This is a genomic window from Edaphosphingomonas haloaromaticamans (genome assembly GCF_001853345.1).
Taxonomy (GTDB): domain Bacteria; phylum Pseudomonadota; class Alphaproteobacteria; order Sphingomonadales; family Sphingomonadaceae; genus Sphingomonas_E; species Sphingomonas_E fennica.
This window is the reverse complement of the sequence record NZ_MIPT01000001.1, coordinates 4,464,103-4,486,897: the sequence shown is the minus strand read 5'-3', so window position 1 is coordinate 4,486,897 and position 22,795 is coordinate 4,464,103. Positions and strand designations below refer to the sequence as shown.

Here is a 22,795-nt window from a genome sequence, read left to right as displayed (position 1 = left end):
CGCGATCAATCCTTGGCGGAGACCCAGGCCATTGCCGCTTCGGCCTCGCCGGGTTCGAAGGTCCTGATCGCCATGAAGGGTATGACGGGATCGAGCAGGCGGATGGCCGTCCTGATCCATTCCTTGTCGGTGATCACCGCCTCGCGCGAAAAGCGGTTGAGCTGGAACAGCTTGGACAGGCTGTAACGCATGTCCTTGAGGCCGGCCTGGAAGGTCATGTCGCGGAAATCGGCGAGGTCGGCGAGGATGGCGATCTTGTCGTGCCGGCCCAGCCGCGCCTCGATATCCGCGATCATCCGGTCATAATCGCCATCGTCGAGGATGCCCGACAGGCGGTAGGCGGCGACATGATCGGGCGAGGGCAGGATTTCCAGCATGGCGCTCTCCGTTGCGCGTGCAGGTGCGCTTCACGAAACAACGATCCTTGCCGGCTTCGGCTCCGCCGCCGAACAGGTTGACGACATGGGGCGGTTGATGGCAGTGGCAGCGCTTGGCCGTTAGGCGAGCGGGTATAGCATAGTGGTAATGCACTAGCCTTCCAAGCTAGCTAGAGGGGTTCGATTCCCCTTACCCGCTCCAGACTTCCTTCAGTATCTCAGGAAGCTGCGGGCGAAGGGGCATCCCTCCGCCCGCCGGGTGGCGCGTCAGTCGAGCACGGGCGCGCCGGGCATGCCCATATAATAATGGCCCGCGTTGAGGCCGCCATCGACCGACAATTCGGTGCCGATGCAATAAGCCGCGTCGTCGGACGCGAGATAGGCGGCGGCCGCGCCGATATCGGCAGGGTCGCCGGCGCGCTGGGCGGGATAGATGCGGAAATTGCGGTCATAATCCGCGCGCGGCACGCCGGTGGGGTTGGCGAGCGGGGTGTAGATGCCGCCGGGGTGGATGGAGTTCACCCGGATGCCGCGGGGCCCAAGCTCCAGCGCGGCGGCCTTGGTGAAGCCGCGCACCCCGAATTTGGACGCGCAATAAGCGGTCAGCGCATTGGCGCCGGAAATGCCATCGGCCGAGCTCATGTTGATGATCGATCCGCCGCCCGCGCGCTCGATCGCGGGGATCACCGCCTGGGTGCCGATCATCACCCCCATCAGGTTCACGTCGATGATGCGGCGCATCTCCGCCTCGCTCAGGTCGTCCAGCCCCTTGAACACGATGATGCCGGCATTGTTGACCAGGCTGTCGATCCGGCCGAAGCGCGCCTCGGCCGCGGCGATCACCCGATCCCAGTCGGCGCGGGAGGTGACGTCGAGATGCTCGTAGGCGGCGACGTCGCCCAGCTCGGCGGCGAGCGCCCGGCCCGCATCGTCCAGCACGTCGGCGATCACCACGCGCGCGCCCTCGGCGACGAAGCGGCGCACGATCCCCTCGCCGATGCCGCGCGCGCCACCCGTTACGATGGCAACCTTGTTCTCCAGGCGACGCATATATCCTCCCTCGATGCTCCGCATCGCCAATATGCGTAGCCGTGCCTGCCTGCAATCGCGGGTTGTGCGGAAACGGGCGGTGGAACCGCGATGCCGGTGCGTGAAGCATCTTGGTCGATAGGGCGGAGCGATCCGTCGATTGACCCTTCTTCCTTTTGGGTTAATCCTTTAGGCGAGCATCGGGGGCAATGCGGAGTATCCTATATTGCCTTCATCCGATTCCGGCGGGACCGTCGCGGAAAGATTGCCCGCCAGTCTCGATACGGTGCGCGGCCTCGCCTGCCTGCTGCTGGTCTGCTTCCACGTCGTCGGCGATACGCCGGCGCGCGGGCTGGGGCTGCCGGCGGAATCGGGCTGGCATTATGCCAGCGACAGCCTGGCGCTGATCCGCATGCCGGTCTTCACCATCCTGTCCGGGCTGCTTTACGGCTGCCACCGCGCCAGCCTGCGCAATATCGAGGATTTCGCGATCAAGAAGCTGCGCCGGCTGGGAATTCCGCTGCTGGTGCTGACCTTGCTGATGTGGTCCGGCCGGTCGCTGGTGCATGGCGAGGATGTATCGCTGCCTTATGCGCTCACCCACAGCTATGAGCATCTCTGGTTCCTGCAGGCGCTGCTCTGGGTGTTCGCGTCCGTCGCACTGGTCGATTGCCTGGCGCGGCCTTCGCCCGTCCGGCTGGCGATGCTGGTCGGCGGCGCGGCGCTGCTTTCGGCGCTGACCCACACCACTTCCTTCCTCTCGCTGGAACGCGCCATCTACCTGCTGCCCTTCTTCCTCTACGGCCTCTTGCTGTCGCAATTGCCGGCGGGTTTCCTGTCCCGGCGGAACGGGATAGCGGCGCTGGTCGCGGCGCTCGCGATCATGGCCTATGCGCAGGGCGGCCTGCTGGGGATCGTCCCCCGGCTGCGGCCGGACGGAATCCCCGCCTTCGCCTGCGGGGCGGCGGCCTGCACCGCGCTGCTCGCATTATTGCCCCGGATCGGCGCGCTGGCGACGATCGGCCATTATTCCTATTCGATCTACCTCTGGCACGTCTTCTTCCTGGCCGGCGGCCGGATGGCGCTGCGCGCGGCGGGCCATGAGGATGTGCCGATGCTGTTCCTCGCCAGCGCCTTCTGCGGGCTGGCGGGGCCGATCCTGCTCCATCGCGTCGCGATCCGACACGAATGGAGCGCGATCGCGCTGCTGGGGATCAAGCCCGCCCGCCGCGGGCTGCAGGCGGCCTGAGGTCAGGCGGGCTCGGCGACCAGGCCGATCGATACGCCGAAGGGCAGGCTCCACCGGCCCACCCAGCGCCGCTCGGCCGCGAATATGCCCTGAAGCAGGCGGTTGACCAGCGGGGAGGGCATCGCATCGTCGCCGTCCTCCTGCCCCCTGAGCTTGCCCAGCCCGCGCGCGGCGGCGATCAGCGGGAAGAGCAGGGTGTTGAAATGGGTGGCGTGGCGCACCTTCAGCCCGCTATCGGCAAGCACCTTGCGGACATGCGCCATGGTGTAGCGCCGCTGGTGGTGGTGGGCGACGTCATGCGCGCTCCACATCCAGGGCGCGGCGGGCACCGTCACCAGGATGCGTCCGCCGGGGGCGAGCTTGGGCACCAGCGCGGACAGGGCCTCGCGGTCGCCGGGAATATGTTCCAGCACGTCGAGTAGGACGATGAGGTCGTAGGTGCCGTCGTCCAGCACCACGTCATGCGGCAGGAGGCCACCCTTCACGGCGACGCCGGTGCGCTCCGTGGTCAGCGCGCGCGCGGCGTCGTCCGGCTCGATCGCGTCGACGGTGCCGTAGCGCTGGAGCATCGGGATGTTCGATCCCGTGCCGCATCCCACCTCCAGGATACGGGCGCCGGGCCGGGGCCGGACCTGCTGTTCGATCAGCGCTGCGATGATGCGGCGGCGGGCGACGAACCACCAATGCGCGCCATCGATCTCGGCCATCCGGTCATAGATGGCGCGATTCATCCAATTCTGCCTTCCAAGCTAGTCCTGTCCTTCGATCCGTTCGCGGATCACATAGATGGGGCGACGCTTCACCTCCACCAGAATGCGGCCGATATACTCGCCCAGCACGCCCAGCGACAGCAATTGCACGCCGCCGAGGAACAGGATCGCCACCATCATCGAGGGATAGCCCGCCACATCCGCGCCGTAGATCACGGTGCGGATCACGACGAACGCCGCATAGACCAGCGCCACCAACGCGATCATCGCGCCCAGATAGCTCCATATCCGCAGCGGGACGGTGGAGGCGGAGGTGATGCCGTCCAGCGCCAGCGTCCATAATTTCCAATAATTGAACTTGGTGCGGCCCACCTGGCGTTCGGCGCGGTCATATTCCACGCCCGCCTGGCGGAAGCCGGACCAGGCGAACAGCCCCTTCATGAAGCGGTTGCGTTCCGGCATCAGCTTGATGACCTCGACCACCTTGCGGTCGAGCAGGCGGAAATCGCCAGCATGCTCGGGTATCTTGTCCGACGAAAGCCAGTTGTGCGCGCGATAATAGAGATCGGCGGTCATCCGCTTGGGCAGCGAATCCGTCTGGCGATCGCGGCGGATGCCGTAGACCACCTCGCAGCCCGCGCGCCAGCGATCGAGCATCTCGCCGATCACCTCGGGCGGGTCCTGCATGTCCACGTCGATCGGGATCACCGCGTCGCCCAGCGCATGGTCCAGCCCCGCCGAAAGCGCGGCCTCCTTGCCGAAATTGCGGGAGAGCGAGAGCGCCCACACCCGCGGATCGGCGCGATGGGCTGCGTGGATCGCGGCCAGCGTCGCATCCTTGCTGCCATCGTCGATGAACAGGATCTCCCAGCTCAACGGCGTGCCGTCCGGCTCGCGCAGCCCGTCCAGCACGCCGCCGACGCGGGTGACGAACGGCGCGATCGCGGCCTCCTCATCCTTGACGGGCACGATTACCGAAAGGCGGGGTGCGGTCATGCGCTGGCTTTCATCCGGTGGGTGTCCCGCGCATAGCCTTTCGCAGGCGCGGCGAACAGATGGCCTTGCGCGGCGGCCGGAGTAAAATCATCGCGAGGGGGAGTGGGCCGGCGGCGGGCCGGCCCGTCAGATGCGTTCGCCCTGGAGCAGCCTTGGCAGCTTGCCGGTTTCGCCCCTGGCCTCCGCCATGAAACGGCGCTTGAGCGGGGCGATCCGCTCCACCGCGCCCAGGCCGAAGCGCCGGATCGCCGATGCGGTGCGGCCGGGCACGCCGAACAGGCGGGTGAGCCCGTCGGTCGCGGCGGCGACCATGAAGGTATCGAGCGAGCGCCACCGTTCGTAGCGGGCGAGGAGCTGCGCATCGCCCAGGTCCATTCCCAGCCGCGCGCCTTCCACCAGCACCTCGGTGAAGGCGGCGACATCGCGGAAGCCGAGGTTCAGGCCCTGGCCGGCGATCGGGTGGATGCCGTGGGCGGCATCCCCCACCAGCGCGAGCCGCGTGCCGGTGATCCGCGCGGCATGGTGGAAGCCCAGCGGATAGCTGGAAAGCGGCGAGGCGAGCTCCAGCGCGCCCAGCAGGCCGCCCATCTTGCCGGCCGCCTCCGCCGCGAAGGCGCGCGGGCCGAGGCCGAGCATGGCGGGCGCATCCTTGCCGGCGACCGTCCAGACGATCGCCGAGCGGTGGCGGCCTTCGGCATCGTCCACCAGTGGCAGGATGGCGAAGGGGCCCTGCGGATAGAATATCTCGTGCGCCACGCCCTGATGGGGATGTTCGTGGATCACCGATCCGATGATCGCGGCGTGATCATATTTCCAGTGGGCGATGCGGATGCCGGCGGCGTCGCGGGTGGGCGACCGGCGGCCCTCGGCGCCGATCAGCAGCGGCGCCTGCACCCTCCGCCCATCGGCCAGCGTGACGCGGGCGGACGTGCCGTCGCGCTCCACGGCGGCGGGGCGGGCGGGCATCAGCAGGGTGATGTTCTTCGCCGCCAGCGCCGTTTCGCGGAGCGCGACGCGGAGCGCCCGATTCTCGAACATGATTCCGACGGCGCCTTCATCCTCGCCCGGCTCGAATATCAGCGCCTGCGGGGTCAGCCCGTCCGTCACCCGGATCGTCTCGATCGGGCAGCCCTTGCCGGCCAGCCTGTCGCCCACGCCGATCGCCTGCAGCATCCGCCACGGCGCGGCGGCGACCGCCGATGCGCGCCCGTCGAAGCCGGCGGTAAGCGTCGCTTCCGGATCGGCGGGGTCGATCACGATCGTGCTCAGGCCGTGCGCATCGAGCGCGATCGCCAGCGTCAGGCCGACCAGCCCGCCGCCCAGGATGATGACATCGCTTCTGAGGTCGCTGCTTTCCATTCCCGCCTGCTAAAGCATTTTCGAGCCGGGTGGAAACACCCGACGGCCCGGACGATACGGAAAACCGGCCGCGCCGGGCGTCGCGCTTGACCCGGAGTCCGCCGCAGGCGATTGTCGGCGGACGGAACATTTCGGGCACGCCCGCCGGCCCCGGCCGCGCGGACGTGCGCATGGCGGGCAAGCAGCATGGCGATGGAACAACCAGTCTGGCGGGAAACCGCGCGTCGCGCGGCGCAGCGTGGCGGATCGATGGGCGGCGCGCTGGCGCTGCTCGCGCTGATGCTGGCGCTGGCCTTCGCGCTGGCGAGCTACCAGCCGACCGATGCCGCGCTCAACACCGCCGCCGGCGGGGACATCGGCAATATCCTGGGGCCGGTGGGCGCATGGGTGGCGGATCTGCTGCTCAGCCTGTTCGGCCCGCCGGCGGCGCTGCTGCTGCCGATCGGGATCATCGCGGCGCTCAGGCTGTGGCGCGGCGCCACCGTGGGCCGGTGGAAGCGATCGCTGCTGCTGTGCATCGCCGGTCTGCTGCTGCTGGGCATGGCGCTCTCGCTGCTGCGCGGCGGCTCGGTCTCCGGCCTGCCCGCCGGCTGGGGGGGCGTGCTGGGCCTCGTCCTCGCCAACGGCCTCGACGCCCTGATCGGCCTTGCCGGCAATGCGAGCTGGATCTCGGCACTGCGCGTCGCCGCCATCCTGCTGTTCGGGGCGGGTGGCATCGCCTTGTGGATTTGGGGCCTGGGGCTGGAGGCCGGCGAGCGCGAATGGCTGTTCCGCCGCCGCGATCGCGCGGCCGCCGATGCCGCCGATGCGGATGCGGACGAAACCCCGCGCCGCGAACGCCAGCCCGCGCGGATTCGCGAGGCGATGCCCGCGCCGCGCCCGCGCGCCACCGCCCTTGTCGACGAGGATGAGGGCGAGGCGCCTTCCGGCCCCACGATCAAGGAGCCGGAGCGCCGCCCGCCGCCCAAGGAGGCGCGCCGCGAACAGCGCCAGCTGCCGCTGGGCGATACCTACACGCTGCCGCCGCTCACCCTGCTGGCGGAGCCGCCGGCCGCCGCTGGCCCCGCGATCGACCGCACCGCGCTGGAACGCAATGCCCGGCTCCTCGAAACCGTGCTCGACGATTTCCACGTCAAGGGCCGCATCGTCGAGGTCCGCCCCGGCCCCGTCGTCACCATGTATGAGCTGGAACCCGCCGCCGGCATCAAGGCCAGCCGCGTCATCCAGCTTGCCGACGACATCGCCCGCAACATGTCCGCCCTGTCGGCGCGCGTCGCCACCATTCCGGGGCGCACCGTGATCGGCATCGAACTGCCCAACAAGGTGCGCGAGGCGGTGGTGCTGCGCGAGCTGATCGACAGCGCCGCCTTCGAGACCCAGGGCGGCGCGCTGCCGCTGGTGCTGGGCAAGAACATCGCTGGCGATCCGGTGATCCACGATCTCGCCCCCATGCCGCACCTGCTGGTGGCCGGCACCACCGGATCGGGCAAGTCGGTGGGTCTCAACTGCATGATCCTGTCGCTGCTCTACCGGCTGACGCCAGACCAGTGCCGGATGATCATGATCGATCCCAAGATGCTGGAACTCAGCGTCTATGACGATATCCCCCACCTCCTCTCGCCCGTCGTCACCGAGCCGCAGAAGGCCGTCCGCGCGCTGAAATGGGCGGTGGAGCAGATGGAGGACCGCTATCGCATGATGGCCTCGGTCGGCGTGCGCAGCCTGACCAGCTTCAACGATCTGCTGCGCACCGCGCGCGCCAAGGGCAAGCCGATCACCCGCCGGGTGCAGACCGGCTACGACGCCGAGACCGGCCAGCCCATCTACGAGGAAGAGACGCTGGAATTCGAGGTGCTGCCCCAGATCGTCGTTATCGTCGATGAGCTGGCGGACCTGATGATGACGGCGGGCAAGGAGGTGGAATTCCTGATCCAGCGGCTGGCGCAGAAGGCGCGCGCCGCCGGCATCCACCTCATCATGGCGACGCAGCGCCCCTCGGTGGACGTCATCACCGGCGTCATCAAGGCGAACCTGCCGACGCGCATCAGCTTCCAGGTCACCTCCAAGATCGATTCGCGCACCATCTTGGGCGAACAGGGGGCCGAACAGCTGCTCGGCAAGGGCGACATGCTGTTCATGCCCGGCGGCAAGCAGATCGCCCGCGTCCATGGCCCCTTCGTCTCGGACGACGAGGTGCGCGCCGTGGCGGAGNATTGGAAGGCGCAGGGCACGCCCGAATATATCAACGCCGTCACCGAGGAGCCGGCCGAATCCTATGAGCTGGAGGGCGCGCCCACCGGGCCGGACGATCCCGAGACCAAGGATTATCGCCGCGCCGTGCAGCTCGTGGTCGAAAACCGCAAGGCATCGACCAGCTGGCTCCAGCGGCAATTGCGCGTCGGCTACAACTCCGCCGCGCGGCTGATCGAGAGGATGGAGAAGGATGGGGTCATCTCGTCCCCCGATCATGTCGGCCGGCGCGAGGTGCTGCTGGACGTGGGCGATCTCCCCGATTTCGGTCGCAGGCTCGGCTGATCGATTCGCCGCCGGTTCACAGCCTATTCAAGCCGCAGACGGCATCCCCGCGCCATGACCTACCCGGAGAAACGCATGATCCGCCCCTTCCTGCTTGCGCTCGCCGCGCTGCCGCTGGCCGCCGCGGCCGTCATCGGCGCCGGCCCGGTCGCGGCGCCGGCCGCCGCCGAGGCGGCCGATCCGCTGGCGCAGGTTTCGGCGCATCTCAGGGCCGTGAACACGATGACCGCGGCGTTCGCGCAGACCGACCGCAACGGCAAGACGCTGACCGGCACGCTCACCCTCAAGCGGCCGGGGCGCATCCGTTTCGAATATCAGAAGGGCGTGCCCCTGCTGGTGGTGGGCGACGGCAAGGCGCTCACCATGATCGATTATCAGGTGAAGCAGGTTTCCCGCTGGCCGATCGGCGATTCGCCGCTGTCGGTGCTGCTCGATCCGTCACGCGATCTGTCGCGCTTCGCCAAGGTGGTGCCCAGCGGCGATCCGAAGCTGCTCCTCGTCCAGGCGCGCGATCCCAAGCGGCCGGAATTCGGCACGATCACCATCGCCTTCAGCCGCTCGCCCTCGGCGCCGGCGGGGCTGATGCTGCGCGGCTGGACGATCGTCGACGCGCAGAACAACCGTTCGACCATCGAACTCGACAGCCAGGCCTTCAACATGCCCGTCGCCGACGGCGCCTTCCGCTGGACCGACCCGCGCCCGCGCGGCCCGCGCGGCTGATCGGCGCGACGGTAAACGATTTGTAATGTCCATTCATCCCGGCGACAGCTTTGGGGGCGTAGATATTCCCAAGCGGCCATGGAAGCCGCGCGGGATTTCCCCCTGTTGCCCGCGTCGCACATATCCATGTCCCGCCTTCGCGTGACGAACGCAAGGTCGGCCCCTGTTCCACGCCCCCGGAGCAGGGGCCATTCCTTTTCAGGGTGGCCGCCCTTCAGCTGCAGACGCGCTTGCGCACCGTGGTGACGTCCGTCACCCGGCCGCTGCGGGTGGCGATGGCGACGCACTGGCTGGTGCCGCCGTTCCAGTAATAAGCGGTGTGGCCGCCATCCGAATTGCTGTCCCGATCCACCTGGCGGAAGCCGCGGCGCGACAGTTCGGACTGCGCCCGCTCCCAGTCCTGGTAGGAAATGTCCGACAGGTTGACGTAGTCGCCATAGCCCCCGCGCGGATGATTGGGCCGGTAGGCGGTTTCCTGGTTCCGCTGCTCCACGCCTGCCGAATAGCCGCTGGCATAAGCATCGCTGCGCGAATAATTATGGTAGGACTGGTTGTAGAGCCCGTCGCGATAGCCGCGTTCATAATCCGCTTCGGACTGGCTGTCCGAATAATGCTGGCCGTCGTCATGATTGTGGGATTTGTGGGCCAGCGCGATCACGCCGATCAGCGCCGCCGCGCCCACGGCGACCGCCGCCGCCGTATCGCCGCCACCGCCTTTCTGCCCGCAATCCGCCGCCGGCGTGGATGTGATCGCGTCGTATCGGCCGTCCACCGTCGATACCGACAGGCACTGCTTCTTGTCGCGGTTCCACCAATAGGTCCATTTGCGGTCGTCGCCGGTGCTGCCGTGCTGGAACGTATAGCCCCGCGATTCGAGCGCGGACTCCCCTGCCGAGGCGCGGGCGCCCACCAGATCGCGGACGTCGCCGGGTGTCGCCGCCAGGGCCGGCGCCCCCGGCAGCATGGCGATAAGGAACGACGCCATCGCGGCGCCGGAAACGACCTGCTTCATTCGACTTTCCCCATATCGATGATAGGCGGCGGGCCGAGGCTATCATGATTCTTCGCGCCCCGTAACGGATTGCAGCCGCCCCGTGGGGCTGGTGACTGGCGCCGGCGCGGCGGCATCGCTACATCGCGGCCATGTCCGATACGCTCAAGATCGCTTCCTGGAACATCAATTCGGTGCGCGCCCGCATCGATATCGTCACTCGCTTCCTCGAGGAGGAGCGGCCGGACATATTGTGCCTCCAGGAAACCAAGGTGGTGAACGACATCTTCCCCGGCGATCCGTTCCGCCGCATGGGCTATGTCCACCAGGTGCTGAACGGCCAGCGGATGCACCATGGCGTCGCGATCCTGAGCAAGGTGCCGCTGGACGAGAATCTCAACCATGACTGGCAGGATAATGGCGAGGCCCGCCATGTCGGCGTGCGCCTCCCCAACGGCGTCAGGCTGGAAAATGTCTATGTGCCCGCCGGCGGCGACATTCCCGATCGCGTGCTGAACCCGAAATTCGGGCAGAAGCTGGATTTCATCGAGCGGATGACGCGCTGGTCCGAGACGCTGGCCGAACCGACGCTGATGGTGGGCGATTTCAATATCGCGCCGCTGGAATGCGACGTGTGGAGCCACAAGCAGCTCCTCGACGTCGTCAGCCACACGCCTGTCGAGGTGGAGGCGCTGACCCGCCTGCAGCAGAGCCATGGCTGGATCGATCTCGGCCGCCATTTCCACCCGGCGCCGGCGCGGCTCTATACGTGGTGGAGCTATCGTTCGAAGGACTGGACCGCCAATGATCGCGGTCGCCGCCTCGATCATATGTGGGCGAGCCCCACGGTCGCCGCCGCGGCGACCGGCCATCGCGTGCTCGAGCCGTGCCGGAGCTGGCTCAAGCCGTCCGACCATGTGCCGCTGGTGACGGAGTTCTCCTTTTGACGGGCCTGCGCGATGCCGCCCGCGCGCTGGACGCGCTGCGCCGGGGCTGGCCGGTGCGCATCCTATCGGCCGAAGGGGCGATCGCGGTGCTGGCGATCGAGACGGCCGACGACGGCCGGCTCGCCACCTTCGATCCCGATGGCCGCGCCGATGTGCTGCTGTCGAGCGGCCGGGCCGCGACGCTGAAGCTCGCCAACCAGCGCGATGCGGCGACGCCGGGAACCGCCGTCCGCATCGAACGCGCGCCCTGGCTCGATCTGCCGGCGGCCGTGGCGCTGGCCGATCCGGCGCTCGATCTGGCGACGCCGCTGAAGGGGCCGTTCCGCGCGATAGCCACGTCCGCGCCCGATGCCGCCGCCGCTGCCCTGCGGCTGGCGCGGCTGGCCGGCCTGCTGCCCGCCTTCTTCGTGCTGGACGACGGGGCCGGCGAGGTGGAGGTTTCGGCCGAAGCCATTGCCGGGCAGGATGCGGCGGCCAGGCTGGTCGTCGCCGCGCGGGCGCGCCTGCCGGTCGAGGTGTCCGAACGCAGCGAGATCGTCGCCTTCCGCAATGCCGATGACGCGGCCGAGCATGTCGCCCTCATCATCGGCGAGCCGGACGGGACGCCGCCTCTGGTGCGCCTCCACAGCGAATGCCTGACCGGCGACGTGCTGGGATCGCTGAAGTGCGATTGCGGGCCGCAGCTCCACGCCGCCCTCCACGAGATCGCCGATTCGCGCTGGGGCATATTGCTCTATCTCAGGCAGGAAGGGCGCGGCATCGGCCTGGTCAACAAGCTGCGCGCCTATGCGCTACAGGATCAGGGCTATGACACGGTGGACGCGAACGTCCGCCTCGGCTTCGATGTCGATGCCCGCGATTTCGGCGTGGCCGCGCGGATGCTGCAATTGCTGGGGCAGGACAGGGTGCGCCTCCTCACCAACAATCCTGCCAAGGTCGCGGGGCTGGAGGCGGCGGGGGTCGCGGTGGTCGAACGGGTGGCGCACGCGATGGAGGCGAACCCCCACAATCGCGCCTATCTGGATACCAAGCGCGACCGCACCGGCCACCAGCTATGATCCGCGTCGATACCGGGGCATTGACGCTCGAGGCCGCCGGCCGGCGGATCGCCTGCGCGATCGGCCGTTCGGGCGCCTGCCCGGCGGCGGACAAGCGCGAGGGCGACGGCATGACGCCACTCGGCCTCTGGGCGATCCGCACCGTGCTGTTCCGCCCCGGCCGCGCCGCGCCGCCGGCGGGCCTCGCCCTGCCATGGCGCTGGACCCGCGCGGACGACGGCTGGTCGGACGATCCCGCCGATCCCGCCTATAATCGCCCGGTCCGGCATCCGCGTGCCGCTTCGGCCGAGCATCTCTGGCGGGAGGACGGGCTTTACGACGTGATCGTCACGCTGGGCCACAATGATGCGCCTCCCGTGCCGGGCCTCGGCAGCGCGATCTTCCTGCATTGCTGGAACGAGGCGAAACCGACCGAAGGCTGCGTCGCTATCGAAAAGGCCGCGCTGCTCGACCTGCTGCCCCTGATCGGGCGCGGCGAAAGCGTCGAGATCGCTGACCGCACGCACAACCGCCGTGCCGGCCCGGTTTCGGCATCCATCGCCGCAACGCCCGAATATCGGGCGCAGCGGCAATGAATCGCGGCTTTCGTCAGGATGGCGGCCGGGCGATGGCCTCAGTCGAACAGCGACGATACCGACGTCTCGTCGGCGATGCGTTTGATCGCCTCGGCAAGCAGCGGCGCGATCGTCAGGTGGCGGATCTTCTCCGCCGCCGCGACCGCTTCCGGCGCGCCGATCGAATCGGTGATCACCAGTTCGCGCAGCTGCGATCCCTCCACGCGGGCGACCGCGCCGCCCGAAAGCACGCCATGGGTGACATAGGCGACCACGTCCTCCGCGCCCGCTTCCTTGAGCGCGGCGGCGGCGTTGCACAGCGTGCCCGCCGAATCGACGATATCGTCGACGAGGATGCAGAAACGGCCGGTGACGTCGCCGATGATGTTCATCACCTCCGATTCGCCGGCGCGCTCGCGGCGCTTGTCGACGATGGCCAGCGGCGCGTTCTCCAGCCGCTTGGCCAGCGCGCGGGCGCGCACCACGCCGCCCACGTCGGGGGATACGACCATCAAATTCTTGCCGGCGAAACGCGCCTGGATATCGGCGGACATCACCGGGGCGGCGAACAGATTGTCGGTCGGGATATCGAAGAAGCCCTGGATCTGGCCGGCGTGCAGATCGACCGAAAGCACGCGATTCGCCCCCGCCGTCGTCAGCAGGTTCGCCACCAGCTTGGCGGAAATCGGCGTGCGCGGGCCGGGTTTGCGGTCCTGCCGGGCATAGCCGAAATAGGGGATCACCGCCGTGATCCGCTTGGCCGACGCGCGCTTCAGCGCATCGATGCAGATCAGCAGCTCCATGAGGTTGTCATTGGCCGGATAGCCGGTCGACTGCACCACGAACACGTCCTCGCCGCGGACATTCTCGTGGATCTCGACGAAGACCTCCTCGTCGGCGAAGCGGCGCACGCTCGCCTCGGTAAGCGGGATTTCGAGATAGGCGGCGATCGCTCGCGCCAGCGGCAGGTTGGAATTGCCGGCCAGTAGTTTCATGTTCGTCCTCGCTGCCGCGTTTCGCGGCCTATTAGTCGCCAGATGCGCGCGGGGGAAGGGGGTAGGGCGTTCGATGGAACGGCGGTCCGCTCTGGCCGTTCGATCCGTCCCGCCCTAAAGCAGGGGTCATGACCATGCGCCTTTCCATCCTGCTCGCCCAGCTCAATCAGAATATGGGCGATCTCACCGCCAATGCCGATGCCATGCTGGCGGTGCGCGATCGTTGGCCCGAGGCCGATCTCATCCTGTTCCCGGAACTCCAGCTGATCGGCTATCCGCCCGAGGATCTGGTGCTGAAGCCCGCGCTGATCGCCCGCGCGCATGATGAGCTGCACCGCATCGCGGCCGCCACCGCCGATGGTGGGCCGGCGATGCTCGTGGGCACGGTGATCGCGCTCGACGACGGGCTCTACAATGCGATGGCGCTGCTCGATCGCGGTGCCGTGGCGGCGATGATCCGCAAGCATGAGCTGCCCAATTACGGCACCTTCGACGAAAAGCGGCTGTTCATGCCCGGCCCGCCGCCGGAGCCGATCCATTTTCGCGGCGTGCGCATCGGCGTGCCGATCTGCGAGGATATCTGGTTCCCCAAGGTGTGCGAGCAGCTGAAGGCGGCCGGGGCGGAGCTGCTGCTCGCCCCCAATGGCAGCCCCTATGAGCCGGACAAGGACGATCTGCGCCTGGCGCTCGTCCGCCGCCGCGTGGAGGAGACGGGGCTGCCGCTCGCCTATCTGAACCGCGTCGGCGGGCAGGATGAGCTGGTGTTCGACGGCTCCTCCTTCGTCGTCAACGCCGATGGCGCGGTCGCGGTGCAGATGCCGGATTGGGAAGCCGCCGAAACGCTCACTTTCTGGGACAAGGGCGCGGGCGGCTGGACCTGCGAGGCGGGGGAGCGCCATGCGCTCGATCCCGCGCCGGCGGATCTTTACCACGCGATGATGATCGCGCTGCGCGATTATGTGAACCGCAACCGCTTCCCCGGCGTGGTGCTTGGCCTGTCCGGCGGCATCGACAGCGCGCTTTCCGCCGCCGTCGCGGTCGATGCGCTGGGGGCGGACCGGGTATGGTGCGTGATGATGCCGTCGCGCTTCACGGTCGACGAAAGCCTGTCCGACGCGGCCGAATGCGCGCGGCTGCTCGGCGTGCGGCTCGATACCATCCCGATCGAGCCGGCGGTGACGGCCTTCGATGCCATGCTGGCCCCCGCCTTCGCCGGCCGCGCGCGCGATCTGGCCGAGGAGAATATCCAGTCGCGCATCCGGGGCGTCACCCTGATGGCGCTCAGCAACAAGTTCGGCCACATGCTGCTCACCACCGGCAACAAGAGCGAGATGTCGGTGGGCTATGCCACCATCTATGGCGACATGGCCGGCGGCTATTCGGTGCTGAAGGATGCCTACAAGACCACGGTGTTCGCGCTGTCCGAATGGCGCAACGCCAATCGCCCGTCGCTGGGCCTGGGGCCGGAAGGGCCGGTGATGCCGGTGAACGTGATCACCAAGCCGCCGACGGCGGAGCTGCGCGCCGACCAGAAGGATTCGGATTCGCTGCCGCCTTACGACGTGCTCGATCCCATCCTGCGCGGGCTGGTGGAGGAGGAGCTTTCGGTCGCCGATCTCGTCGCGCGCGGCTTCGATCGCGATACGGTCGCGCGGGTGGAGCGGCTGCTCTACATCGCCGAATATAAGCGCCGCCAGGCCCCGCCGGGGGTGAAGCTCGGCACGCGCAATTTCGGGCGCGACCGGCGCTACCCGATCACCAACGCCTTCCGCACGGCGTGATCGCGCCCGTTCTGGCCATTCCTGCCGGCTCCGCGCCGGCGCTCAATCGGATCGAAGCATGACCGTGACCACCCGTTTCGCCCCGTCGCCCACCGGGCGGCTGCATGTCGGCAATATCCGCGCCGCGCTCCACAACTGGCTGTTCGCGCGCCAGCAGGGCGGCCGTTTCCTGCTGCGGCTGGACGATACCGATGCCGAACGATCGACCGAGGCGTTCGTCGAGGCGATCCGCGCCGATCTCGGCTGGCTCGGGCTGGTGCCCGATGGGGAGGAACGGCAGTCGCGCCGCTTCGCGCTCTACGAGGCCGCCTTCGATCGGCTGCGCGCGGCGGGGCGGGTCTATCCCGCTTATGAGACCCAGCAGGAACTGGACCTCAAGCGCAAGATCCTCGCCGGGCGGGGCCTGCCGCCGGTCTATGACCGCGCGGCGCTGGCGCTGAGCGATGCCGACCGCGCCGCGCTGGAGGCGGAAGGGCACCGGCCGCACTGGCGCTTCCGGCTGGACCATGACGAGCCGATCGCCTGGGACGATCTGATCCGCGGCCCGCAGCGCTTCGATCCGAAGCTGCTGTCCGATCCGGTCGTCCGCCGCGCCGACGGCAGCTGGCTCTATATGCTGCCCAGCGTGATCGACGATGTGGACATGGACGTCACCCATGTCGTGCGCGGCGAGGATCATGTCACCAATACCGGGCTCCAGCTCCAGATGTTCGCGGCGCTGGGCGCCACGCCGCCGGCCTTCGCGCACGAGGCGCTGCTGACCGGCAGCGAGGGCAAGCTTTCCAAGCGCCTCGGCGCGCTCGGCTGCGATGGCTTCCGCGAAATGGGGATCGAGCCGCTGGCGCTGCTGGCGCTGCTGGCGCGCATCGGCACCAGCGATCCGGTCGAGCCGGTGGCGACGGTGGACGAGCTGCTCCACGCCTTCGATTTCAACCGTTTCGGCCGTGCGCCCGCGCGCTTCGACCTGGAGGAGCTGACCGCGCTCAACGCCCGCATCATCCACCGCCTCCATTATCAGGACGTCGCCGATCGGCTGCCCGCCGGCATGGATGCCGCCGCCTGGCAGGCGATCCGGCCGAATATCGACAAGGTGGCCGATGCGGCGGACTGGTGGGCCGTGGTCGAAGGCCCGGTCGCGGTCCCCGCATTCGATGAACAGGATCGCGCCTATCTGGCCGAGGCGGCCGGCGTCGCCGCCGGTCTCGACTGGGCCGGCGATCCCTGGCCGGCGCTGACGACGCTGCTGAAGGATGCCACCGGCCGCAAGGGCAAGGCGCTGTTCCTGCCGCTGCGCCAGGCGCTCACCGGCCGGGACCACGGCCCGGACATGGCCGCGCTGCTGCCGCTGATCGGCAAGGACCGCGCGATCGAACGGCTGCGCGCGACGGGGTGACCGGGGGAGGGCCGGCCTCCCGGCCCCGTGCCTATCCCAGCCCCAGCGCGGTCGCCGTCCAGAAGGTCGCGCCTGCCGCGATATAGGCCAGCACGAAGAGGTAGCCGAGCGCGAACAGCGGCCAGCGCCAGCTATTGGTCTCGCGCCGGATCACCGCGATGGTGGACAGGCATTGCGGCGCGAACACGAACCACATCAGGAAGGCCAACGCCGTCGGCAGCGGCCAGCGTCCGCTCAGCCGCTCCGTCACCGTTTGCTCCAGCACCGTCTCGTCATCGGATTCGATCGAATAGACGGTGCCGAGCGCCGCCACCGCCACCTCGCGCGCGGCCATCGCCGGGATGATCGCCAGCGCGATTTCATGGTTGAAGCCGATCGGCCGCACCACGGGTTCCAGCACCGATGCGATGCAGCCGGCGGCGGAATATTCCACCTGGCTCCGCCCCTCCGGCGCCTGCGGGAAGGAGAGGAGCAGCCACAGCAGCAGCGATGCCGCGAGGATCAGCGTGCCGGCGCGGCGCAGGAATATCCAGGCGCGCTGGGCCAGCCCGATCAGGATGTCGCGCGGGTCCGGCCACTGGTAGCGTGGCAACTCCATCATGAAGGTGCCGGCGGCCCCCCGCGTCACCGTGCGGCGCAGGATGAAGGCGGCCGCCATCGCGCCCAGGATGCCGGCGATATAGAGGCCGAACAGCACCAGCCCCTGCAGGCCGATGCCGTAACCCATGTCGCGCGCCGGGATGAAGGCGCCGATGATCACGGCATAGACCGGCAACCGCGCCGAACAGGTCATCAGCGGTGCGATCAGGATCGTCGTCAGCCGGTCCTTCGGATCATCGATGGTGCGCGTCGCCATGATGCCGGGGATGGCGCAGGCGAAGGAGGAGAGGAGCGGGATGAACGCCCGGCCGGACAGGCCGACGCCCGCCATCAATTTGTCCATCAGGAAGGCGGCGCGGACCATGTAGCCCGATGCCTCCAGCACGAGGATGAACAGGAACAGGATCAGGATCTGCGGCAGGAACACCACCACCGATCCGACGCCGGCGATCAGCCCGTCGACGACCAGCGATCGCAGCAGTCCGGCGGGCAGGGCATCGGTCGCGGCGCCCTGGATCACGGAAAAGCCGTCCTCGATCCAGCCGATCGGCGCTTCGGACCAGGCGAACACCGCCTGGAACATCACGAACAGCAGGGCCAGCAGGATGGCGAGGCCCGCCACCGGGTGGAGCAGCACGCGGTCGATCCGTTCGGCCGCGTCGCGCGTCACCTCGGGCCGCGTGGTCGCCGCCGCGGCGATGGCGCGCGCGCGCCGCTGGAGCGCGGTGTAGCTGGAATGTTCGGCGGCCTCGGCCACCTCCGGCGCGGCGTTCGATCCCACCGCCTTGCCGAGCGCGGCGCGCAGCTCGTCCAGCCCGCGCCGGCGCACCGCGACCGTGGGAACCACGGGGATGCCCAGCTCGCGCGAGAGCATCTCGGCATCGATGGTCAGCCCGTCGCGTTCGGCCATGTCGACCATGTTGAGCGCCATCACCGTCGGCAGGCCGAGGGCGACGAGCTGGAGCGCGAAGCGCAGATGATTGTCCAGATTGCCGGCATCGACGACGATCACGATCGCCGCCGGCGGCCGCTCGCCCGCCTGGTGGCCGGTCACGACGTCGCGCGTCACCGCTTCGTCCGGACTGCCGGGATCGAGGCTGTAGGTGCCGGGCAGGTCGACCAGCTCGACCGGGCGGCCGTCATCCAGCGAGAAGCGGCCCGATTTCCGCTCCACCGTGACGCCGGGATAATTGCCCACCTTCTGGCGGGCACCGGTCAGGGCATTGAAAAGGGCGCTTTTGCCGGCATTGGGATTGCCGACCAGCGCGACGAGCGGGAGGGGATTCATGCTTCGTGGCCGGTGACGCTTATCGCCAGGGCCACGCGCCGCCGCAGCGCCACCGTCATCCGCCCGACCCGGCAGGCGACGGGATCGCTGCCGATGGGGCCGGTGTGCAGCTTCTGCACCACCACGCCTTCGTCGAAACCGAATTCCCGCAGCCGCTTCGCTTCGGCCGGGCCGATTCCGTCCCAGTCGATCGCGGAAACCGTGGCGTTCCGCCGCAGCGGCAGTTCATCGAGACGCAAGATCATCACCCGCAAGTCAATATTCTGCGAGTGATTATCAATAGGACGGGGAAAAGGCCAGCCCGATCGTCACCGCACAGGATAACGCAGCCGGCCCAGGAAGCGCGCCGGGCTGAAATGGCGATCGGGATCGGGCTTCAACTGCGCCTTCAATTTCTCGAACCGCATCACATTGTCGATCCGCCGGGCCAGGAAGGCGCGAGTGTCGGCGAAATCCTCGCTCTCGTCGTCGAGGAAGGCGAGCAGGGTCGCGCCATAGACAGCGGCCAGCGTCGCCCGCTTGGTATAATAAGCGAAGTCGGTGGTGGTATCGCCGGCCGCCCGCCACATCGCATCGGCGGCGCGCCAGCCCAGCTTCGCGCCGTGGGCGGCATGGGCGGGGCGGGCGAGGATGGAAAGCGCGCGGCGCAGCGCCTCGCGGTCGGGATCGACCAGTTCGAGCCGGGTGGTGACCAGCGCCGAGATTCGCTCGCGGATCTTCATCGCCGCCAGCGTCTCGCCCGGCAGCCTTTGCGCCATCGTCCGGTCGACATAAGCAAACCAGGCGTCGATCATCGCGACCGCGCCGCCGCGGAAGGCGAGCGCCGCCTGCCCCGGCGGCAGGCCGATCTCCGCCCCGGCGGCGTCCAGCGCCGCGGCGCTCCAGCCGTCGAAGGCGGCGTGGCGGGCGAGGCGCGGCGCCAGCGCCTGGCGGATTTCGTCGAGCGTGAGGTCGGGTGCGGTCTCGGTCATGGGCGGAGCATAGGCCGGTGCGCCGCGCACGCCAACAGCGGCGTCAGGCCGGGCGCGATCGATCGGGCCGGCGCACCAGCACCAGGGCGACGGCGATGGCGACCGCGCCGATGCCGTCCACCACGCCCAGCCGCTCGCCATAGGCGATCCAGCCGACGGCGGCCGCCACCACCGGCTGGATCAGCAGGCCGATGCCGATCACCAGCGGCGGCAGATGGCCGATCGCATAGACGATCAGCCCCTGGCCGATCACCTGGCTGCCGATCGCCAGCAGCAGCAGCGGCGTCCAGTTGCCGGGCCGGACCGCCTCGCCCATCAGCATGGCGAAGATGAGCAGCGGCAGCGTGCCGAACAGGGTCGAAAGCGCGATCGTCGGCAGCGGCGCCAGCCGCCCGCGCGCCGCGCCCACCGCGACGAGATAGAAGGTGTAGAGGATGCCGGCGAGGATGCAGAGCAGGTCGCCCACCAGATTCTGCGGCGAAAGCTGGTAGGATCGGCCCATCAGCAGCACCGCGCCGGCCGCCGCCAGGATCAGCGCGAATATCTGCGTCCGTCCCGGCATCGCGCGGGCGATGATGAAGCCGTAGATCGGGAAGGTCAGGCTGGTGATGTTGCCGAACAGGGTGGCGTTGGCCAGCGTCGTGTGGAGGATGCCGACATGCCAGGATGCGAGGTCGGCGGCGAAGAAGAAGCCGCCGCACGCCAGCACCGCCCACAGCCGGCGCGGCATCGCCGGCACCGGCTGGCCCGCCGCCCGGCAGAGGATCAGCAGCAGCGGCGCCGCGATCGCCAGCCGCCAGAATCCCGCCGCCACCGGGCCGACATCGGCCAGCCGCACGAACCAGGCGCCGAAGGCCAGCGCGACGTTCGCCGCCACCATCGCGGCGAAGGCCAACGCCCGGCCACGACCGCGCCCGCCGTCACCCCGTTCCCGGCTTTCTTCCGCAGAAGTTAATCTTGACGCATCCGAATCGTGCATCGCGCCATCTGGCTGCCTATGTCGGTGCAGTCCAGTTTCAAAAAGGGACCTAAGCCATGCCGTCGCTGTTCGATCCCATCCGCCTGGGCGCTGTGGAAGCGCCGAACCGTATCCTGATGGCGCCGCTCACCCGCGCGCGCGCCACCGGCGATCATGTGCCGACGCCGATCATGGCGGAATATTATGCCCAGCGCGCCAGCGCCGGCCTGATCCTGTCGGAAGCGACCGGCATCAGCCAGGAAGGCACCGGCTGGCCGTTCGCCCCCGGCCTGTGGAGCGACCGGCAGGTGGAAGCGTGGAAGCCCGTGACGGAGGCGGTCCACAAGGCGGGCGGGCGCATCTTCGCCCAGCTCTGGCACATGGGCCGCATCGTCCATCCGAGCTTCATCGGCGGCGCCGCGCCGGTATCGGCATCCGCGACCACCGCGCCCGGCAAGGCGCACACCTATGACGGCAAGCAGCCTTATGCCGAGGCGCGCGCGCTCAGGCTCGACGAGATTCCCCGGCTGATCGACGATTATGCCCGCGCCGCGCGCAACGCGCTGGCCGCCGGCTTCGATGGCGTCCAGCTCCACGCTGCCAATGGCTATCTGATCGATCAGTTCCTGCGCGACAATTCCAACCATCGCGACGATGCCTATGGCGGCCCCGTCGCCAACCGCATCCGCCTGCTCGCCGAAGTGGTGGAGGCGCTGGCCGGCGTCGCGGGCGCGGGCCGCACGGCCGTCCGGCTCTCGCCCAATGGCGAGATCCAGGGCGTGGACGACAGCGACCAGAACGCGCTGTTCACGGCCGCCGGTGCCGCGCTCGACGGCTTCGGCCTCGCCTTCCTCGAACTGCGCGAGCCCGGCCCCCAGGGCACCTTCGGCGCATCGGATCGGCCGGCGGTGGCGCCGTTGATCCGCAAGGCCTTCTCCGGCCCGCTGGTGCTCAATTCCGATTATGTCGGCGATACCGCGCAGGCGTTGCTGGACGATGGGATCGCCGATGCCGTCAGCTTCGGCCGCACCTTCCTCGCCAACCCGGATCTCCCCCACCGGCTGGCGAACGGCCTGCCCTTGCAGAAGGATGATCCGCGCACCTGGTACAGCCAGGGCAGCGAAGGCTATACGGATTACCCCGCCGTCGCCTGATGGCTGATCGGATACGGCGCCGCCGCCATCGCCGCGGCGGCGCTTGACGGCCGGTCGCGGCGCCCGCAATCCTGCGGGGATGCTGCCGCCATCCAACGTCGCCGTCGCGGAAATCGCGCACACCATCCAGCTTGCCGTGGCGCCCGTCTTCCTGCTGGCGGGCATCGGCAGCATCCTCAACGTGCTGGCCGGCCGGCTCGCCCGCGTCGTCGATCGCGCCCGCCAGCTCGCGCGCGAATTCACCCCCACCGATCATCCCGATCACGAGGCGCAGGTGCATGAGCTGCGGCTGCTCGACCGGCGGATCATGCTCGCCAACATGGCGATCTTCCTCTGCACGGCCAGCGCGGCGCTGATCTGCGCGGTGGTGGCCGGCCTGTTCATCGCCGATCTCACCAGCCTGGGCTTCGCGCGGACGATGGCATTCGGCTTCATCGCGGCGATGCTGCTGCTGGTATCGGGCCTGTTCCTGTTCCTGATCGAGGTGCGCGTGGCGCTGCTCACCATCCGCGTGCGCGAGGAGCTGCTGGAACAGCGCACCAACCGGCGGAGCTGGCGGCGCTGATCCTGCGCCCGGTTATTTGCGGCAATCCTCCACCACCCGCGCCACTTCCGCCCAGGCGGGGATGGTGAGCGCGGGCAGGCCTTCCGTGTCGATGCGGAAGCTGCCGCGGCTGAAGGCCATCCAGTCCAGCAGGCCATCCGATGCCGTCAGCCGGGCGGTCGGCCCTTGCGCGGTCGGCGTCGCGGGCAAGCGGCGCTTGCCGTAGCTGGTCGTCACGTCGATCCCGTTCGCCGTGCTTCCCGCCGGCGCGGCGCGCGAAAGCAGGATCGTGCGATCGGCCTGGCAGGCTAGCACCAGCTCCGCCGGCTGCCCGGCCACGCCGAAGCGCGCCGTGCCGCGATCATAGCGCCAGTCGCCCGGCGTCAGCGGCGCATCCTCCCAGGCCAGGGGCGGCGGGGGCGGTGGAGGCGCGGGGGCCGGCGGGGGTGGCGGGGGAGGGGCCTCGGGGGCGACGCATCCGGCGACGGCCAGCAGGGCGATTGCCGTCAGCGCGGCGCGGAAGGAAAGCGGGAACCCAGCCATGTCAGCGGAATGATCGATCTCGGCGCATCTGAAAAGCCCTGTC

Annotated in this window: 23 protein-coding genes and 1 tRNA gene; 12 read left to right on the top strand and 12 right to left on the bottom strand. The window is 69.0% G+C overall.

Annotated features, from left to right (window positions below):
- Positions 1–5: 5 nt before the first annotated feature.
- Positions 6–377 carry an STAS/SEC14 domain-containing protein gene (locus BHE75_RS20855; protein WP_070935220.1) on the bottom strand — a complete coding sequence of 124 codons (372 nt, stop codon included), beginning with the start codon at positions 375–377 and terminating at the stop codon, positions 6–8.
- On the opposite strand from BHE75_RS20855, the gene BHE75_RS25260 reads away from it, so the two are divergent.
- Entirely contained in the window at positions 376–501 is a 126-nt protein-coding gene (locus BHE75_RS25260) for a hypothetical protein (RefSeq protein ID WP_269078705.1), read from the top strand. The genes BHE75_RS20855 and BHE75_RS25260 overlap by 2 nt on opposite strands.
- Before the next feature lie 4 nt (positions 502–505).
- Positions 506–579, top strand: a tRNA-Gly gene (locus BHE75_RS20850).
- A 65-nt stretch (positions 580–644) separates the two neighbouring features.
- On the opposite strand, the gene BHE75_RS20845 is transcribed toward BHE75_RS20850, so the two are convergent.
- The gene (locus tag BHE75_RS20845; RefSeq protein WP_070936223.1) at positions 645–1,427 is read right to left on the bottom strand and encodes a glucose 1-dehydrogenase; all 783 of its coding nucleotides are present in this window, start codon (positions 1,425–1,427) and stop codon (positions 645–647) included.
- 244 nt (positions 1,428–1,671) lie between these two features.
- Here BHE75_RS20845 and BHE75_RS20840 point away from each other — a divergent pair, with 244 nt between their 5' ends.
- Complete coding sequence (locus BHE75_RS20840; RefSeq protein WP_191225235.1) at positions 1,672–2,655, top strand: acyltransferase family protein; 984 nt, start codon at positions 1,672–1,674, stop codon at positions 2,653–2,655.
- Positions 2,656–2,657: 2 nt separating this feature from the next.
- On the opposite strand, the gene BHE75_RS20835 is transcribed toward BHE75_RS20840, so the two are convergent.
- From BHE75_RS20835 to BHE75_RS20825, 3 genes are all read right to left on the bottom strand, one after another.
- A complete protein-coding gene (locus BHE75_RS20835; protein WP_070935217.1) occupies positions 2,658–3,386 on the bottom strand; it encodes a class I SAM-dependent methyltransferase in 729 nt (242 codons plus the stop codon).
- A gap of 18 nt (positions 3,387–3,404) precedes the next feature.
- Entirely contained in the window at positions 3,405–4,361 is a 957-nt protein-coding gene (locus tag BHE75_RS20830; RefSeq protein ID WP_015458631.1) for a glycosyltransferase family 2 protein, read from the bottom strand.
- Between the two features lie 126 nt (positions 4,362–4,487).
- The gene (locus tag BHE75_RS20825) at positions 4,488–5,720 is read right to left on the bottom strand and encodes an FAD-dependent monooxygenase (protein ID WP_015458630.1); all 1,233 of its coding nucleotides are present in this window, start codon (positions 5,718–5,720) and stop codon (positions 4,488–4,490) included.
- A 186-nt stretch (positions 5,721–5,906) separates the two neighbouring features.
- On the opposite strand from BHE75_RS20825, the gene BHE75_RS20820 reads away from it, so the two are divergent.
- Together BHE75_RS20820 and BHE75_RS20815 are read left to right on the top strand one after the other, a co-directional pair.
- Positions 5,907–8,255 carry a DNA translocase FtsK 4TM domain-containing protein gene (locus BHE75_RS20820; RefSeq protein WP_070935215.1) on the top strand — a complete coding sequence of 783 codons (2,349 nt, stop codon included), beginning with the start codon at positions 5,907–5,909 and terminating at the stop codon, positions 8,253–8,255.
- Positions 8,256–8,309: 54 nt separating this feature from the next.
- The gene (locus BHE75_RS20815; RefSeq protein WP_015458628.1) at positions 8,310–8,975 is read left to right on the top strand and encodes a LolA family protein; all 666 of its coding nucleotides are present in this window, start codon (positions 8,310–8,312) and stop codon (positions 8,973–8,975) included.
- Positions 8,976–9,189: 214 nt separating this feature from the next.
- Here the strand turns inward: BHE75_RS20815 and BHE75_RS20810 are convergent, their stop codons facing one another.
- A complete protein-coding gene (locus BHE75_RS20810) occupies positions 9,190–9,987 on the bottom strand; it encodes a hypothetical protein (RefSeq protein ID WP_139181802.1) in 798 nt (265 codons plus the stop codon).
- A 131-nt stretch (positions 9,988–10,118) separates the two neighbouring features.
- Here BHE75_RS20810 and BHE75_RS20805 point away from each other — a divergent pair, with 131 nt between their 5' ends.
- The 3 genes from BHE75_RS20805 to BHE75_RS20795 are packed head-to-tail and all read left to right on the top strand — an operon-like array spanning position 10,119 to position 12,546.
- The gene (locus tag BHE75_RS20805; RefSeq protein WP_015458626.1) at positions 10,119–10,913 is read left to right on the top strand and encodes an exodeoxyribonuclease III; all 795 of its coding nucleotides are present in this window, start codon (positions 10,119–10,121) and stop codon (positions 10,911–10,913) included.
- Positions 10,910–11,971, top strand: a complete 1,062-nt coding sequence (gene ribA / locus BHE75_RS20800) for a GTP cyclohydrolase II (protein WP_070935213.1) — start codon at positions 10,910–10,912, stop codon at positions 11,969–11,971. The genes BHE75_RS20805 and ribA overlap by 4 nt, the downstream gene beginning before the upstream one ends.
- The gene (locus tag BHE75_RS20795; RefSeq protein WP_254684519.1) at positions 11,968–12,546 is read left to right on the top strand and encodes a L,D-transpeptidase family protein; all 579 of its coding nucleotides are present in this window, start codon (positions 11,968–11,970) and stop codon (positions 12,544–12,546) included. The genes ribA and BHE75_RS20795 overlap by 4 nt, the downstream gene beginning before the upstream one ends.
- 38 nt (positions 12,547–12,584) lie before the next feature.
- Here the strand turns inward: BHE75_RS20795 and BHE75_RS20790 are convergent, their stop codons facing one another.
- The gene (locus tag BHE75_RS20790; RefSeq protein ID WP_015458623.1) at positions 12,585–13,520 is read right to left on the bottom strand and encodes a ribose-phosphate pyrophosphokinase; all 936 of its coding nucleotides are present in this window, start codon (positions 13,518–13,520) and stop codon (positions 12,585–12,587) included.
- A 128-nt stretch (positions 13,521–13,648) separates the two neighbouring features.
- Between BHE75_RS20790 and BHE75_RS20785 the strand changes: the two genes are divergently transcribed.
- A complete protein-coding gene (locus BHE75_RS20785; protein WP_070935211.1) occupies positions 13,649–15,301 on the top strand; it encodes an NAD+ synthase in 1,653 nt (550 codons plus the stop codon).
- Between the two features lie 58 nt (positions 15,302–15,359).
- Positions 15,360–16,694 carry a glutamate--tRNA ligase gene (gene gltX / locus BHE75_RS20780; protein WP_070935209.1) on the top strand — a complete coding sequence of 445 codons (1,335 nt, stop codon included), beginning with the start codon at positions 15,360–15,362 and terminating at the stop codon, positions 16,692–16,694.
- A 31-nt stretch (positions 16,695–16,725) separates the two neighbouring features.
- Here the strand turns inward: gltX and feoB are convergent, their stop codons facing one another.
- From feoB to BHE75_RS20760, 4 genes are all read right to left on the bottom strand, one after another.
- Positions 16,726–18,582, bottom strand: coding sequence for a ferrous iron transporter B (gene feoB, locus BHE75_RS20775; RefSeq protein ID WP_070935207.1), 1,857 nt, complete (start codon positions 18,580–18,582; stop codon positions 16,726–16,728).
- On the bottom strand, positions 18,579–18,827 hold the full coding sequence (locus BHE75_RS20770) for a FeoA family protein (RefSeq protein WP_084653402.1): 249 nt from the start codon (positions 18,825–18,827) through the stop codon (positions 18,579–18,581). Before BHE75_RS20770 ends, feoB begins: the two co-directional genes overlap by 4 nt.
- Positions 18,828–18,890: 63 nt before the next feature.
- Positions 18,891–19,553 (bottom strand): COQ9 family protein, encoded by a 663-nt coding sequence (locus tag BHE75_RS20765; RefSeq protein ID WP_070936219.1) that lies wholly within the window; start codon positions 19,551–19,553, stop codon positions 18,891–18,893.
- Positions 19,554–19,596: 43 nt separating this feature from the next.
- A complete protein-coding gene (locus BHE75_RS20760) occupies positions 19,597–20,532 on the bottom strand; it encodes a DMT family transporter (protein WP_191225234.1) in 936 nt (311 codons plus the stop codon).
- Between the two features lie 56 nt (positions 20,533–20,588).
- Here BHE75_RS20760 and BHE75_RS20755 point away from each other — a divergent pair, with 56 nt between their 5' ends.
- Both BHE75_RS20755 and BHE75_RS20750 read left to right on the top strand, forming a co-directional pair.
- Complete coding sequence (locus BHE75_RS20755; RefSeq protein ID WP_070935202.1) at positions 20,589–21,665, top strand: alkene reductase; 1,077 nt, start codon at positions 20,589–20,591, stop codon at positions 21,663–21,665.
- A gap of 79 nt (positions 21,666–21,744) precedes the next feature.
- Positions 21,745–22,230, top strand: coding sequence for a DUF2721 domain-containing protein (locus BHE75_RS20750; protein ID WP_015458615.1), 486 nt, complete (start codon positions 21,745–21,747; stop codon positions 22,228–22,230).
- 12 nt (positions 22,231–22,242) lie between these two features.
- On the opposite strand, the gene BHE75_RS20745 is transcribed toward BHE75_RS20750, so the two are convergent.
- Entirely contained in the window at positions 22,243–22,752 is a 510-nt protein-coding gene (locus BHE75_RS20745) for a hypothetical protein (RefSeq protein ID WP_070935200.1), read from the bottom strand.
- Positions 22,753–22,795: the final 43 nt, after the last annotated feature.